Origin of the sequence: Limnohabitans lacus, assembly GCF_030053395.1 — a bacterium.
In the GTDB taxonomy this organism is placed as follows: domain Bacteria; phylum Pseudomonadota; class Gammaproteobacteria; order Burkholderiales; family Burkholderiaceae_C; genus Limnohabitans_A; species Limnohabitans_A lacus.
Map to the genome: position 1 here is coordinate 72,273 of NZ_JASGBH010000004.1, position 15,912 is coordinate 88,184.

Annotated in this window: 8 protein-coding genes; 5 read left to right on the plus strand and 3 right to left on the minus strand. The window is 62.2% G+C overall.

The genetic code is table 11. The features are described 5' to 3' along the window. Positions 1-59 precede the first annotated feature (59 nt). Positions 60-2,027: a peptidase U32 family protein gene (locus tag QLQ16_RS06935; RefSeq protein WP_283223966.1), complete on the plus strand. Its 1,968-nt coding sequence runs from the start codon at positions 60-62 to the stop codon at positions 2,025-2,027. On the opposite strand, the gene QLQ16_RS06940 is transcribed toward QLQ16_RS06935, so the two are convergent. After that, entirely contained in the window at positions 2,028-5,423 is a 3,396-nt protein-coding gene (locus QLQ16_RS06940; RefSeq protein ID WP_283223967.1) for a DEAD/DEAH box helicase, read from the minus strand. It abuts the gene before it with no gap. Positions 5,424-5,447: 24 nt separating this feature from the next. Beyond that, positions 5,448-9,434: a phosphoribosylformylglycinamidine synthase gene (gene purL, locus QLQ16_RS06945; RefSeq protein ID WP_283223968.1), complete on the minus strand. Its 3,987-nt coding sequence runs from the start codon at positions 9,432-9,434 to the stop codon at positions 5,448-5,450. A gap of 134 nt (positions 9,435-9,568) precedes the next feature. Between purL and map the strand changes: the two genes are divergently transcribed. Together map and QLQ16_RS06955 are read left to right on the plus strand one after the other, a co-directional pair. Beyond that, a complete protein-coding gene (gene map, locus QLQ16_RS06950) occupies positions 9,569-10,378 on the plus strand; it encodes a type I methionyl aminopeptidase (protein ID WP_283223969.1) in 810 nt (269 codons plus the stop codon). 1 nt (position 10,379) lies between these two features. After that, positions 10,380-13,001, plus strand: coding sequence for a [protein-PII] uridylyltransferase (locus QLQ16_RS06955; protein ID WP_283223970.1), 2,622 nt, complete (start codon positions 10,380-10,382; stop codon positions 12,999-13,001). A gap of 20 nt (positions 13,002-13,021) precedes the next feature. On the opposite strand, the gene QLQ16_RS06960 is transcribed toward QLQ16_RS06955, so the two are convergent. After that, on the minus strand, positions 13,022-13,732 hold the full coding sequence (locus tag QLQ16_RS06960; RefSeq protein WP_283223971.1) for a GntR family transcriptional regulator: 711 nt from the start codon (positions 13,730-13,732) through the stop codon (positions 13,022-13,024). Positions 13,733-13,821: 89 nt separating this feature from the next. On the opposite strand from QLQ16_RS06960, the gene QLQ16_RS06965 reads away from it, so the two are divergent. Next, the gene (locus QLQ16_RS06965; protein WP_283223972.1) at positions 13,822-14,979 is read left to right on the plus strand and encodes an LLM class flavin-dependent oxidoreductase; all 1,158 of its coding nucleotides are present in this window, start codon (positions 13,822-13,824) and stop codon (positions 14,977-14,979) included. Next, entirely contained in the window at positions 14,976-15,902 is a 927-nt protein-coding gene (locus QLQ16_RS06970; RefSeq protein ID WP_283223973.1) for an aldo/keto reductase, read from the plus strand. Before QLQ16_RS06965 ends, QLQ16_RS06970 begins: the two co-directional genes overlap by 4 nt. Positions 15,903-15,912: the final 10 nt, after the last annotated feature.

Genomic DNA, 15,912 nt, shown 5'->3' on the forward strand with positions numbered 1-15,912 from the left:
GCCTTGTGAAAACGCGGCTTCGGCCGCGTTTTTTGTTGGAGCTGGGATAATGCCACCCCATGCTGCCCCACCAACTCGAACTCCTCGCCCCCGCCCGCAACCTTGAGATCGGCATCGAAGCCATCCACCACGGCGCGGATGCGGTCTACATTGGCGGCCCCTCTTTCGGGGCGCGGTCCACCGCCGACAACTCGGTGCAAGACATTGCCAAACTGGTGCAGCATGCGCACCGCTTTCATAGCCGTATCTTTGTCACGCTCAACACCATCTTGCGCGACGACGAACTGGAAGGCGCCCGCAAGCTGGCCTGGCAGCTTTACGACGCCGGCGTGGACGCCCTGATCGTGCAAGACATGGGTTTGCTGGAAATCGACGTGCCGCCGATCCAGCTGCACGCCAGCACCCAAACCGACATCCGCACGCCCGAAAAAGCGAAGTTTTTGCAAGATGCGGGTTTGAGCCAAATCGTGCTGGCCCGTGAGCTGACCTTGCCGCAGATCAGCGCCATCCGCGATGTGATCGACACCGATCGCACCGTCATCGAGTTCTTTGTGCACGGCGCTTTGTGTGTGGCCTACAGCGGCCAGTGCTTCATCAGCCATGCCCACACCGGCCGCAGCGCCAACCGGGGCGACTGCTCTCAGGCCTGCCGCCTGCCCTACGAGGTCAAAGACGCCCAGGGCCGCATCATTGCGCACGACAAGCACGTGCTGAGCATGAAGGACAACAACCAAAGCGAGAACCTGCGCGCCTTGGTGGACGCGGGCATCCGCAGCTTCAAGATCGAAGGCCGCTACAAGGACATGGCCTATGTGAAAAACATCACGGCCCACTACCGCAAGCTTTTTGACGAGGTGCTGAACGAACGGCCCGAGCTGGCGGCCGCCTCGCATGGCCGCACCACCTTCAGCTTCGAGCCCGACCCGAACCAGAACTTCAACCGCGAGTTCACCGACTACTTTGTGCAAGGCCGCAAGGAAGACATTGGCGCTTTTGACACCCCCAAAAACCCAGGGCAACCGATCGGCTGGGTCAGCAAGGTCACGCCCGAGCACGTCGAGATCACCACCGACGACCCCACCACCGAGCTGCACAACGGCGATGGGCTTTGCTATTACGACCTGCAAAAAGAACTGGTGGGCCTGCAGATCAACCGCGCCGAAGCCGCCAAGGCCAAAGGGGTTTGGAAGCTCTACCCCAAAGACCCGATGGACGGCTTCAAAGACCTGCGCAAAGGCGTTCAGGTCAACCGCAACCGCGACATGAGCTGGGTGCGCACCTTGGACAAAAAGTCCGCCGAACGCAAGATGGGCGTGTGGATGCAACTGGCCGAAAGCCCCCAAGGTTTGCAACTGACGCTGACCGACGAAGCGGGCCACACCGGCACCGCACACATGGCCATCGACTGGCAAGCGCCCAAAGACCTGGGCCAAGCCGAAGACAAACTCAAAACCGCTTTGGGCAAACTGGGCGACACCTTGTTTGAGCCCTTGGATGTGCAGCTCGCCCTGCCCCGCCCTTGGTTTGTGCCGCCTTCACAGCTCAACGCCTTGCGCCGCGATGCTGTGCAGGCCCTCGAAACCGCTCGCGCCCAAGGCCTGCACCGCCTGCCTCGAGCCGTGCCGGTGAACCCACCCGTCACCTACCCCGAAGACACCCTGACCTATCTGGCGAACGTGTTCAACCAGAAGGCCCGCGACTTTTATGCCAAGCACGGCGTGCAAGTGATCGCCGCCGCCTACGAGGCTCAAGAAGAGCTGGGTGAAGTCAGCCTGATGATCACCAAGCACTGCGTGCGCTTTTCGCTGAGCCTGTGCCCCAAGCAGGCCAAGGGCGTGACCGGCGTGCAAGGCACCGTCAAAGCCGAGCCCCTGCAACTGATCAACGGCAAAGAAAAGCTCACCCTGCGCTTTGACTGCAAACCCTGCGAAATGCATGTGGTGGGCAAGATCAAGAAATCGGTGCTCAACGCCGCCGAAACACCGATCCAGTTTTACAAAACACGGCCTGTGGTGGGCATGCACTGATCAGCCCAGCGGCTTGAGCAATTCGTTCAGGTCGGCTTCGCCAAACAATGGCTCTTTGCGCTGCACAGCGCCTTCATACATGTCTTGCGCCAGTTGGGCTTTGCGCTCTTGCAGGGCCAGCATGCGCTCTTCGATGGTGCCTTGCGCCACCAGCTTGAGCACCCAAACGCTTTGCTTTTGGCCAATGCGGTGGGCTCGGTCGGTGGCCTGGTTTTCCACGGCGGGGTTCCACCACGGGTCGTAGTGGATCACCGTGTCGGCCTGCGGCAGGTTCAAGCCCACACCGCCAGCCTTGAGGCTGATGAGGAACAAGGGCACCTGGCCGCTGGTGAATTGATCGATGATCGCGTCGCGGTTTTTGCTCTGGCCGGTGAGCTTGACCCACGGGATGCCCAGCGCGGGCAGTGCTTTCTCAATCAAGCCCAGCATTTCGGTGAACTGCGAGAACAGCAAAATCTTGCGGCCCTCGGCCACCATCTCGGGCAGCATGTCCAGCAGCTGCTCCAGCTTGGCCGACTGCCTGACCTGGCTGGCCGCACTCAGCTTGAGCAAGCGCGGATCGCAGCAGACTTGGCGCAGCTTGAGCAGCGCATCCAGGATGGTGATCTGTGAGCGGCCCAGGCCCTGGGTGTGCAGGGCTTCGCGCACGGTTTTTTCCATGCCCAAGCGGATGGTCTCGTACAGGTCCGCCTGCTGGCCTTGCAAAGGCACGGGCATCAGGGTTTCGATCTTGGGCGGCAGCTCACTGGCCACCAGGTCTTTGGTCCGGCGCAGCATGAAAGGCGTCACGCGGGCGCGCAGCTGGGCCAGTTTTTCGGTGCTGCCCTGGCGCTCGATCGGGTTGCGGAACAACTCGGTGAAGCGCTTTTGGCTGCCCAAAAATCCCGGCATCAAGAAGTGGAACTGGCTCCACAGCTCGCCCAAATGGTTTTCAATCGGCGTGCCCGACAGGCACAGACGATGCACCGCCGGAATCTCGGTCACAACCTGCGCCGCGAAGGTGTTGGCGTTCTTGATGTTTTGCGCTTCGTCCAGCACCAAGAGGTGCCAAGGCACATCCACCCACATGTCGCGGTCGCGCGAGAGCAGCGAATAGGCGGTGATCACCACGTCGTAGCTGCACAACTCTTGCACCGTCTCATGGCGCGACAGGCCGTGGTGCACATGGGTTTTGAGCCCCGGGCAAAAGCGGGCCGCTTCGCGCTGCCAGTTGCCCAGCAGGCTGACGGGCGCCACGATCAAGGCCGGTTGCGTCAGGCGTCCGGTGTTCTTCTCGGTCAGGATGTGGGCCAGCGTTTGCAGCGTCTTGCCCAGACCCATGTCGTCGGCCAAGATGCCGGCCAGGTGGTGCTCGCGCAAGAACTGCAGCCAGTTCAGGCCCTGCTGCTGGTAAGGCCGCAAGGTCGCTTGAAGGCCTTCGGGTACGGGCACAGGCGTCAAAGCCGCTTGCCCGCGCATTTGCTGAACCAAGCTCAGCAAGCGGCTGGCCCCTTGCCAATGCGCGCCCTCGCCCAGCGAAGTGGCAGTGCGCAAGGCGTCCATGCGCGACAGGCGCAAGGCGTCGCCATCCCAATCGTGGCCACGCTCGCCGTGCAGCTCCATCAGCATGCTCAGCCAAGGCTTGATGCGGGCCGTGGGCAAGCGCACATAGCCGGGGCCATGCAAGTCGGGCAAGTACAAATGGGCGGGCAAGCCATGCAGGTCATCGGCATCGCTGGACAGGTGAACACCCGCCAGCGCCGTCAAAATCGCCGGCACCCAAGGCAAGATGTTGACCCGCTGGCCGTCGATGTCCATGCCAAGCGAGAGGTTGAACCAAGGCGATGTTTCATCCAAACCGCCCTCACCCGACAAGTCGATGTGCACGTCATCGGCCAGGCGCAGCCAGCTGTTCAAGCCCGCTTCGGCATGCACCTGCAGCCCCGCCTCGCGCAAAGGCTCAAAGTCGCTCTCCAGCCATTCCAGCCAAAGCGCCGCACTTTGCGAGCCGGTCAAGTTCAGGGTATCGCCCTGCGTCACATCAAAGCCCAAATCTTCCAGCCCATCCAAGATGCTTTGCTCGGCGCCGAGGTCACGCATCAGCATGCGGGCGGCGGCGCCTTTGCCCACCGCCACACGGGTTTGCGCATGAGGCCAGTGGCCTTGCAGGCCGTCGTAATCAAATCTCAGCTGCGCCTGAAAAATCCCATGGTCCATGCGCATTGGCAAAGGCACCGCCGAAATCCGCAACACGCCCACAGGGGCCACACCACGCACCTCGGGCAGCTGCTCGATGACGGGCGGCAGCGGCATGGGGCCCAAGCGCTCCATCAGTTGCTGCTGGAATTTCAGCGCCACCCGCTCGGGCAGCACAGGCGACTGGGTCAAGACCAGCAAGCGCTCAGCGCTCAGGCCCTGGGTGTCGATCAGGCCGCAGCGGCCACGCGCCACGTCCACAAAAATCGGCGGCTCGTTCAAGCCGTGGATCACACCGCCCGGCCCGGCTTGCATCTGCAATTGCCAACCGGCCGGTTGCGCCTCTTGGGCCGCCACCGCTTGCCAAGTGGCCGAGAGCGTCAGGGCTTCGTCGGTCCATCGCAAGGGGGTCAGCGCTTTGCCGTCTTCCCACATCAGGCGACCGGTGTCGCTGCACTTTTGCAGCAGCAGCTGGGCGGCCAGCCCCTGCAGCTTGACCGCGCTGTGAAAGCCGTAAGAGCCAAAACTGTTGGTGGGTGGGCAGGCCTTGAACAGGTCAAAAATCCCGCGCTCGGTGGCGGCACTGCTGCGCCAGATGGCGTCGTGCGCGAAGGGTTCGCTGGTGACTTTTTTGGGGCGACCCCAAAGGCCTTCACGCTTGAGGATGGCGCGTTTGATGGTCAGGTGAAACACGGGCCGCTGCCCAGTGGTCTCCACCGACAAGCAATACAAAAAATACTCGGGCGTGCTGCTGGGCAGGCTGAAATGCTTGGCCACATCGGCGGTTTCCAAGCGCCCCAACCAGTCGCGCACTTGGTATTCGGCCTGCTGCAAAGCCCGCTCTTGCCGCGCTTGGATTTGCTGCTCGGACAAATCGCCGCCCGCGTCATCATCGGGCGAGGCCTCGCGCAGGCTGTGGCGTTGCATGGCCACATGGATGCCCAGCGCCGCGCCGTGTTTGCACATGCGGCCCACAGCGCAGGTGCAGGTGGAGCGCCAAGCCTGCAAATTGCCGCCGTCTGACACGCGCAAATGTGCGGTGACGGTGAACGGCGATGCCTGCAACTCGGGCACTTGCGCCACCAGCTTCCAGCCCTCGGCTTCGGGGCTCAGCTGCGCGACGATCTCGTCGTTTTGCAGGTACAGCGCCGTTCCTTTGGCCCACGCATTGGAGTCAAAGTAAAAAGCCAGCTGAGACGGCGGGAACCACTGCTCAGACACGTCGGATCTCACACGCACAAGCGATCAACCCACCCACTTACGAGCGTTTTGCCACACGCGCAGCCAAGGGCTTGTGGCATTGATGTCACCACTCGTCCAGCTCATCTGCACATTGCGGAACACGCGCTCGGGGTGCGGCATCATGGCCGTGAAACGACCGTCGGCCGTGGTCACGGCCGTGAGGCCGCCCGCGCTGCCGTTCGGGTTAAAGGGATACTGCTCAGTCGCTTGGCCGTGGTTGTCCACAAAGCGCATCGCGCCAATGGCTTGGGCCGCGTTGCCACGGTGTTTGAAGTTGGCAAAGCCTTCCCCGTGCGCCACGGCAATGGGCAAGCGGCTGCCGGCCATGCCTTGCAAGAACAGGCTGGGCGAATCCAGCACTTCGACCATGGACAGGCGGGCTTCAAAACGCTCACTCTGGTTGGTGGTGAAGCGCGGCCAAGCTTCAGCGCCGGGGATGATGTCGGCGAGTTCCGCAAACATCTGGCAGCCGTTGCAAACGCCCAACCCGAAGGTGTCGGCGCGGCCAAAGAAGCCCTTGAACTGATCGGCCAAAGCCGGGTTGAAAGTGATGCTGCGGGCCCAGCCGATGCCTGCACCCAGCGTGTCGCCATAGCTGAAACCGCCACAAGCGACCAAACCTATGAAATCGGCCAAGTTGGCGCGACCCGATTGCAGATCGGTCATGTGCACGTCGTGCGACTCGAAACCGGCTTTGTGGAAGGCATAGGCCATTTCCACATGCGAGTTGACGCCCTGCTCGCGCAGGATCGCCACTTTGGGGCGCGACAAATTCAAAAACGGCGCAGCCACGTTGTCCGATGGGTCAAAGCTCAGGGCCACATGCATGCCGGGGTCGCTGGCCTGACCAGCGGCAGCGTGCTCGGCGTCGGCGCAGGCGGGGTTGTCGCGCTGCTGGCAAATCTTCCAGCTCACGCTGTCCCAAACTTGGTGCAGGTCTTCGAGCTTGGCGGTAAACACCTCTTTGGTGTCGCGCCAGATGCTGAGTTCGCCCACGCCTTTTTGGATGGTCGATTGCACGGGACGGGTCTTGCCGATCACATGCGTGTGTTTGGACAGGCCAAACTCGCGAAGGGTTTGCAGAACCGCGTTGCGCTCGGCTGTGCGCACTTGCAGCACCACGCCCAGTTCTTCGTTGAACAGCGCTTTGAGGGTGAGCTCTTCGCGGCGGGCGCTGACCTGGCCGGCCCAGTTCTTGGCATCGCCATGGTCGGCGCGGCTGTCGGAAATGCCATCGCCTTCGGTGACCAGCATGTCCACATTGAGGGCCACGCCCACATGGCCTGCAAACGCCATTTCGGCCACAGCCGCCAGCAAGCCGCCGTCGCTGCGGTCGTGGTAAGCCAAGATCTGACCCTTGGCACGCAAATCGTTCACGGCGGCGACCAGCTTGATCAGGTTTTGTGGGTCTTCCAGATCGGGCACGCTGTCGCCAAACTGGCCCAGCACCTGGCCCAGCACACTGCCGCCCATGCGGTTTTGGCCTTGGCCCAGGTCGATCAGCAGCAAACTGGTGTCGGCCTCTTGTGCGTCCAGCTGCGGCGTGAGCGTGCCGCGCACATCGGGCAAGCTGGCAAAGGCGGTGATGATCAGGCTGACCGGCGAAGTGACCTTGTGGGTCAGGCCTTCAGATTGCCACTGCGTGCGCATCGACAAGCTGTCTTTGCCCACGGGGATCGAGATGTCCAGCGCTGGGCACAGTTCCATGCCCACGGCCTTGACGGTTTCGTACAGCGCGGCGTCTTCGCCCGGCTCGCCGCATGCAGCCATCCAGTTGGCGGACATTTTCACGCGGGGCAACTCGATGGGGGCGGCCAGCAAATTGGTGATGGCTTCGGCCACCGCCATGCGGCCGGACGCTGCGGCATTGAGCGAGGCCAGCGGTGTGCGCTCGCCCATGCTCATGGCTTCACCGGCAAAGCCTTGGTAGTCGGCCAAGGTCACGGCCACATCGGCCACAGGCACTTGCCAGGGGCCGACCATCTGGTCGCGGTGCGTGAGGCCACCCACGGCGCGATCGCCAATGGTGATGAGGAAACGCTTGGACGCCACGGTGGGGTGGCTCAGCACGTCGATGACGGCTTTTTGCAAACTCACGCCGGTCAAGTCCATGGCAGGCGACTGGCGCACCACGGTCTGCACATCGCGGTGCATTTTGGGCGGCTTGCCCAGCAGCACGTCCATGGGCATGTCGACGGGGCTTTCTTGGCCCGCGTCCACCAGCTCGAGTTGGCGCTCTTCGGTCGCCACGCCCACCACCGCAAACGGGCAGCGCTCGCGCTCGCAAAAGGCTTTGAACTGCGCCAAAGACTCGGGCGCAATCGCCATCACATAGCGCTCTTGGCTTTCGTTGGACCAGATTTCCTTGGGGGCCAAGCCCGATTCTTCGAGCGGCACAGCACGCAAGTCAAAGCGTGCGCCTCGGCCCGCGTCGTTGGTCAATTCAGGGAAAGCGTTGGACAAACCACCTGCGCCCACATCGTGGATCGCCAAGATGGGGTTGTTCGCGCCCTGCGCCCAGCAGTGGTTGATGACCTCTTGCGCACGGCGCTCGATCTCGGGGTTGCCGCGCTGCACCGAGTCAAAGTCGAGCTCGGCCGCATTGGTGCCGGTGGCCATGGAGCTGGCAGCACCGCCGCCCATGCCGATGCGCATGCCGGGGCCGCCCAGCTGAATCAGCAGCGTGCCGGCGGGGAATTCGATCTTTTTCGTTTGGATAGCGTCGATCTGGCCCAGACCGCCCGCGATCATGATGGGCTTGTGGTAGCCACGCACCACGCCGTCCACGGTTTGTTCGTATTCGCGGAAATAACCCGTCAAGTTGGGACGGCCAAATTCGTTGTTGAAGGCCGCGCCACCCAACGGGCCCTCGGTCATGATTTGCAAAGGGCTGGCGATGTGCTCGGGCTTGCCGCCCGCTTGGTCAGACAGGCCGCCCCACAGTTTGGACACGGTGAAGCCCGACAAACCCGCCTTGGGCTTGGAGCCACGGCCAGTGGCACCTTCGTCGCGGATCTCGCCGCCCGCGCCGGTCGATGCGCCTGGGAAAGGAGAAATCGCGGTCGGGTGGTTGTGGGTTTCGACCTTCATCAGCACGTGGTGCAAGGCTTGTTCGGTTTGGTAAGCCGCGCCCTGCCCTGAAGTTCTGGCGACAAATCGCTCAATCTGGTGGCCTTCCATCACCGAAGCGTTGTCTGAATACGCCACCACCGTGTGCTGGGGGCTCAGTTGGTGCGTGTTGCGGATCATGCCGAACAGGCTCTTGGGCTGGGCCACGCCGTCGATGGTGAACTCGGCGTTGAAAATCTTGTGGCGGCAGTGCTCGCTGTTGGCCTGCGCGAACATCATCAACTCCACATCGGTGGGGTTGCGCTTGAGGCCATTGAAAGCGTTGACCAGGTACTCGATCTCGTCTTCGGCCAGGGCCAAGCCCCAAGCTTTGTTGGCCGCGTCCAATGCGGCGCGACCACCCCCCAACACATCCACATGCGCCATGGGCGCGGGGTCCAGGGCGGTGAACAAGGCCGCAGCATCACCCCGGCTGGGCATGGCCGACTCGGTCATGCGGTCGTGCAAAACGGCGGCCACTTGGCCCAGTTGCTCGGGCGAGAGTTTCGCGCTGCTCAGCAAGCCAGATTTGAGGGTCAGTCGGTATTCGGTCAGGCGCTCCACCCGGCGCACCTCAAAACCGCAGTTGTGGGCAATGTCGGTGGCCTTGGACGCCCAAGGCGAGACGGTGCCAATGCGCGGGCTGACCACAATCACGGGGCCATCTGAGGGGCCTGCGTAGGGCTCGCCATAGGTCAGCAAGGCAGACAAGGTTTGTCGTTGGGCGTCCTGCAAAGGCGCTGTGGTGGCCACCAAGTGCACAAAACGGGCGGCGATGCCTTGGATTTGCGGCGAAATTTCTGCCAGACGTGGCAAAAGCTGGGCAATGCGAAAGTCGCTGAGGGCGCTCGCGCCTTCGAAAGTCGTGATGTGCAGGGACACGGGGTGGCCTTGTAAAGAGACGGGAAACCGTAGCGCCGGGGCCGCTGACTGGGGCTGACCGGCAAAGGCGGTATTTTAACCGTGGAAACCCTGAGATCAGCCCGAACAAAGAGGCAATGGGATAATCACGCCCCATGACGATCACCATCAAAACCGCCGAAGACATCGAAGGCATGCGCGTAGCTTGCCGCCTGGCTTCGGAAGTCCTCGACTACATCGAGCCCTTCATCAAGCCGGGCATCACCACCAACGAGATTGACAAGCTGTGCCACGACTACATGGTCGATGTGCAGGGTTGCATTCCCGCGCCTCTGAACTACGCGCCGGGTGGCTACAAGCCCTACCCCAAGTCGATTTGCACCTCGATCAACCACCAGGTTTGCCACGGCATTCCGAACGACAAGCCGCTCAAAAAAGGCGATTCGCTCAACGTGGACATCACCACCATCAAGGATGGCTGGCATGGCGACACCAGCCGGATGTTCATGGTGGGCGAGGCCTCGATCGCGTCCAAGCGCTTGGCCAAGCTGACTTATGAGGCCATGTGGAAAGGCATTGAGCAGGTCAAGCCCGGTGCCCATTTGGGTGACATTGGCCATGCGATCCAAAAGTTTGCCGAAGGCCACGGCTTTTCGGTGGTGCGCGAGTTTTGTGGACACGGCATTGGCCGGGGCTTTCATGAAGAGCCGCAGGTGCTGCACTACGGCAAACCCGGCACGCTGATGGAGCTGGTGCCCGGCATGATTTTCACGATCGAGCCGATGATCAACGCCGGTCGCAAAGAAATCAAGGAAATGGGCGATGGCTGGACCATCGTGACCAAGGACCATTCCCTGTCGGCCCAGTGGGAGCACACCGTGGTGGTGACCGAAACCGGCTACGAGGTGCTGACCTTGTCGGCAGGCAGTCCGGCCATCCCTGACTTCATCACTGCCAAAGCCTGACATGACCGAACTGGCCCCGCTGCGCGAAGCCTACAAACGCGACAAAGCAGCGGTGCTGCAAAACTTGGCCGCCAGTGGCGCCAGCACCCGAGGCCTGCAAAAGACCTTGCGCCAATTGGCGGGCCTGGCCGATGCCCTGCTGATCCAGCTCTGGCAAAACGCCGGTTTTTCAAGCGATGCATGTTTGGTGGCCGTGGGTGGTTTTGGCCGGGGCGAGTTGCTGCCCTACTCGGATGTGGACGTGTTGGTGCTGCTGCCCGATGGGCATTCGCCAGAGACCACGCCTGAATTGCAAAGTCAGTTGGAGCGCTTCATTGGCAGCTGCTGGGACACGGGCCTGGAGATCGGCTCGAGCGTGCGGACCCTGAGCGAGTGCTTGGCCGAGTCGGCCAAAGACATCACGGTGCAGACTTCTTTGCTGGAGTCGCGCCGCATCACGGGCGAACCCAAGCTGTATGCGCAGTTTCAAGCCCAATACCAAGCGGCCATGGATGCGCAAGCCTTTTTTGTGGCCAAGACGCTGGAGATGCGCCAGCGCCACACCAAGTTTGAAGACACACCCTACGCGCTGGAGCCCAATTGCAAAGAGTCGCCCGGCGGCTTGCGCGATTTGCAGATCATTTTGTGGGTGGCCCGCGCGGCAGGCCTAGGCCACAGCTGGGATGACTTGGCCCGAAAAGGCCTGGCCACACCGCTGGAGGCGCGGCAAATCAAGCGCAACGAAGCGCTGCTGAGCCTGATCCGCACCCGCTTGCACCTGCAAGCGCGCCGCCGAGAAGACCGCTTGGTGTTTGACCTGCAAACCGGTGTGGCCGAGTCCTTTGGCTACAGCGCCGACATCAGCAGCGATGGCCGCATTGCCCTGCGCGCCAGCGAAAAGCTGATGCGCCAGTACTACTGGGCCGCCAAGGCGGTGACGCAGCTCAACCAGATTTTGTTGCTCAACATCGAAGACCGCCTCAAAAGCGACCGGGGCCAAGGCTTGGACAGCTTCCGCCCAATCAATGAGCGCTTTTTTGAGAAAGCCGGCCTGATCGAAGTGGCCAGCGACGACCTGTACGAAAAGCACCCCCACGCGATCTTGGAAACGTTTTTGCTGTACCAAGCCACCACCGGTGTGACGGGTCTCTCGGCCCGCACCTTGCGGGCGCTGTACAACGTGCGCCCGATCATGAACGCGCAGTTCCGCGCCGACCCGGTCAACCGCCAGACCTTCATGCAGATCCTGCAGCAGCCCTTTGGCATCACCCACGCCATGCGGCTGATGAACCAGACCTCGGTGCTGGGCCGTTACCTCTGGGTGTTCCGCCGCATCGTGGGCCAGATGCAGCACGACCTGTTCCACGCTTACACGGTGGACCAGCACATCCTGATGGTGCTGCGCAATGTGCGGCGCTTTTTCATGGCCGAGCATGCGCACGAATACCCGTTTTGCTCGCAACTGGCCGCGGGCTGGGACAAGCCTTGGATCTTGTATGCGGCAGCGCTGTTTCATGACATCGCCAAAGGCCGGGGCGGCGACCACTCGCAGCTGGGCAAGTCGGAAGTGCGCACCTTTGCCCGCCAGCACAAGCTGGACAAAGCCGATGCTCAGCTGATCGAGTTTTTGGTGGGCGAGCACCTGACCATGAGCCATGTGGCCCAAAAAGAAGACCTGAGCGACCCCGATGTGATTGGCCGGTTTGCCCAGCGCGTGGGCAACGAGCGCAACCTGACGGCGCTGTATTTGCTGACGGTGGCCGACATCCGGGGCACCAGCCCCAAGGTCTGGAACGCCTGGAAAGGCAAGCTGCTGGAAGACCTCTACAAATCCACCTTGCGGGTGTTGGGTGGCCGTGCGCCGGATGCCAACGCCGAGGTGGAGGCCCGCAAGCGCGATGCGCTGGTGGAGCTGGCCCGCCATGCCGAGCCGCACGAAGGCCACAAGGCCTTGTGGGACACGCTGGATGTGGGGTATTTCATGCGCCACGACGCGGGTGACATCGCATGGCACGCCCGCCAGCTCTCGCGCCATGTGGCCAAGCCCGACCCGGCTGGCCCCCGCACCATCGTGCGGGCGCGCATCTCTCCGGTGGGCGAAGGCCTGCAGGTGCTGGTGTTCTCGCCCAATCAGCCCGATTTGTTTGCCCGCATTTGCGGCCATTTTGACCAAGCGGGCTTCAGCATTTTGGACGCCAAGGTCCACACCACCCGCACCGGTTGGGCGCTGGACACCTTCCAGATCGTCACCGCCATGCTGCCCGAGCATTACCGCGAGCTGATCACCATGGTCGAGTCGGGCCTGACCCGCACCCTGGAGCAGCAAGGCCCCCTGCCCGCGCCCAGCCGTGGCCGGGTGTCGCGTCGCGTCAAGAGCTTTCCGATCACGCCGCGGGTGACGCTCAAGCCCGACGACAAAGCGCAAAGCTGGCTGCTCAGCATTTCGGCCAGCGACCGCATCGGCTTGTTGTATGGCATTGCCACCGTGCTCGGCAAGCACGGCATCAATTTGCAATTGGCCAAGATCAGCACCTTGGGCGAGCGGGTGGAAGACACCTTCTTGATCAGCGGCTCGGCTTTGCAGCAAAACAAAGCGCAGATCGAGATCGAGACCGAACTGTTGCAAACCCTGCAAGCCACCTGAAGCCCTGCGGGGGGAGCCAATCACTGGCTCAGGCGCGAACAATAGCGGCAGACCTTCGGGTCGAACCAGGTTTTGGAGAACTCAGCCAACTCGTTGCTGGCCGTCCACGATTGCCGCTCGATGTAGGCCGCCCAATCGCCCACTTGAAGCGGCGATGCGGCTGGCGCCCAAGCTGGCGAAGGGGCCGCGCTGATTTGGTCCTCGACACGAGAGATCCACACATTCAGGCGCTGCTGGTAAAACAAATACATCGAGTCGCCGAGCTCCGGGGCGCTCAAGGCCGTGATGGTCTTGGCCGGAAACCAGATTTCCTCCAAAGCCACCGGCACCTGGCTCAAATAGCGCAGGCGGCGCACCCGCCAGCAAACGGCCCCGTCCCACTGGGGCATGCCGAGTCCCGGTTTGGCGTGCGCCACGTCCAAGATCTGCGCCGTGGGCAAACCGGGTCCATCGGTCAGCTCCAGGCGGAACAGCTCATAAATTTGCTGCTTGCCTTGTACGCTTTTGACATAGGTGCCGGAGCCCTGAATCCGCTCCAAAACACCTTTCTCCTCCAGCAGGGCCAAGGACTTTCGCAAGGTGCCGACGGCCACCGACAGGGTCTGGGCCAAAGCGGCTTCGGTGGGCAAACGCTCGCCCGTGTGCCAATAGCCGGCCTTGATTTGCCGGACCAAGAGCTCGGCGATTTGCTGGTAAACCGGTAAGGGGTGCGCGTGGTTTGCAGAGTTCATGCCCCACAGTATGACAAATCAGTGGAAACCCCCAAACCAACTCTCGTCAATTCATATACTATTCATACACTTATTGAGTGAGGTCACACATGAGCATCGTTCCCGTCAAAGGCCAAGACATCCAGGGCGCTGAAGTCGCCTGGTTTGCCCCCCTGTGTTCCGATGATTTTCGCCACCTGGGCGTGCCCGATGGCGATTTGCGCAGCAGCTGGGCCAACACCAGCCGCATCGTGCAAAGGTCCGAGGAGCTGGGCTTTCGCAACATCTTGTGCCCCTCGTCCTACCAAGTGGGTCAAGACACGCTGACCTTTGCCGCCGCCGTGGCGCCCATGACCAAGCGCATGAACCTGCTGGCCGCCATCCGTTGTGGCGAAGTGCACCCCGCCATGCTGGCGCGCACCGTGGCCACGCTGGACCACATTTTGGAAGGTCGATTGACGCTCAACGTGATTTCGTCAGACTTTCCAGGCCAGCAAGAAGACAGCGCTTACCGCTACCGCCGCTCTTGGGAGGTGGTCGAGATCCTCAAGCAAGCCTGGACGCAAGACGAGATCAATTACGACGGTGAAATCTACAAGCTCAAAGGCCTGTCCACCGACCCCGTGCGGCCCTACCAGACCAACGGCGGCCCCCTGCTCTACTTTGGCGGCTACAGCCCTGACGCGCTGGCGCTGTGCGGTGCGCATTGCGACACCTATTTGATGTGGCCCGAACCCAAGGACATGCTGGCCCAACGCATGCGCGATGTGCACGCCCAAGCCGAGAAATACGGTCGCGTGCTCGACTACGGCCTGCGCGTGCACATGATCGTGCGCGACACCGAGGCCGAAGCGCGTGAATACGCCGAAGAACTCGTTTCGCAACTGGACGACGACAAAGGCCGAGAAATCCGCCAACGCGCCCTGGACGCCAAGAGCCTGGGCGTGTCGCTGCAAAGCGCCAACCGCGACCGGGCCGACGAAGACGGCTACGTGGAGCCGCATCTGTGGACCGGCGTGGGCCGCGCCCGCAGCGGTTGCGGTGCCGCTTTGGTGGGCAGCGTGGACCAGGTCCTGAGTGAAATCGAGGCCTATCAAAAGATGGGCATCCGCGCTTTCATCTTCTCGGGTTACCCTCACCTGCAGGAATGCGAGATTTTTGGCACCAAAGTCTTGCCGCACCTCAAAACAGTTTCACTCGCCCACGAATACGGACGGGTCCCATCCCAAACACCGCCCACACCGCTGGGCAATGGAGTTCGCAAATGAGTTCAAAAGAAATCGGCCGCCTGGCGCTGCCCAACGGCCGCAGCCTCAGCCGCATGGCCTATGGCGTGTGGCGCCTGTCCGAGGCGCAAGACAGCTCGGTGAACGCCAATTTGGCCCGCATCGACGCTTGCTTGGCCCAGGGCATCACCACCTTCGACCATGCCGACATCTATGGCGACTACAGCTGCGAAGAACTGTTTGGCCAAGCCATCAAGGCCCGCCCCAGCCTGAAGGACAAGATCGAGATCGTCACCAAGACCGACATCATGCTGCTGTCGGGCAAATGGCCTGACACCCGCGTCAAGCACTACGACACCAGCCTTGCACACGTCACGGCCAGCGTGGACCGCTCGCTCTCGCGCATCGGTGTCGATGTGATCGATTTGCTCTTGATCCACCGCCCTGACCCGCTGATGGACGCACAAGCCTTGGGCGCATGCCTGGACGGCATGATCGACAGCGGCAAGCTGCGCGGTGTGGGCGTGTCCAACTTCATGCCTTGGGACGTGGACCTGCTGCAGTCGTGCATGAAGCACAAGTTGCAAACCAACCAGATCGAGCTGAGCCTGTTGAGCACAGCCCCCTTCACCAATGGCCAGATCGCCCATGCCCAGCAGCACCGCATGCCGGTGATGGCCTGGTCCCCGCTGGGCGGTGGCCGTCTGCATTCGCAAGCCCACACCGCTGGCACCGCCGCCGCCCGCTTGGCGCCCAAGTTGGCCAAACTGGCTTTGGCTTCGGGCACCGACACCACCGCAGTGGCCATGGCCTGGCTGATGCACCACCCGGTGGGCGTCTTGCCCGTGATGGGCTCCAACCAACTCGAGCGCATCCAGCGTTTTGCCGATGCGGCCCGTGTGCCCATGGACCGCCAGACCTGGTTTGAACTCTACGAAATGGCCAACGGCCACGAAGTGCCTTGATGAAAGCGCC

Coding starts and splice junctions, on each gene's coding strand:
- QLQ16_RS06960 (WP_283223971.1), bottom strand. CDS start 13,732: ATGAACTCTGCAAACCACGCGCACCCCTTACCGGTTTACCAGCAAATC.
- QLQ16_RS06955 (WP_283223970.1), top strand. CDS start 10,380: ATGACCGAACTGGCCCCGCTGCGCGAAGCCTACAAACGCGACAAAGCA.
- QLQ16_RS06935 (WP_283223966.1), top strand. CDS start 60: ATGCTGCCCCACCAACTCGAACTCCTCGCCCCCGCCCGCAACCTTGAG.
- QLQ16_RS06970 (WP_283223973.1), top strand. CDS start 14,976: ATGAGTTCAAAAGAAATCGGCCGCCTGGCGCTGCCCAACGGCCGCAGC.
- map (WP_283223969.1), top strand. CDS start 9,569: ATGACGATCACCATCAAAACCGCCGAAGACATCGAAGGCATGCGCGTA.
- QLQ16_RS06965 (WP_283223972.1), top strand. CDS start 13,822: ATGAGCATCGTTCCCGTCAAAGGCCAAGACATCCAGGGCGCTGAAGTC.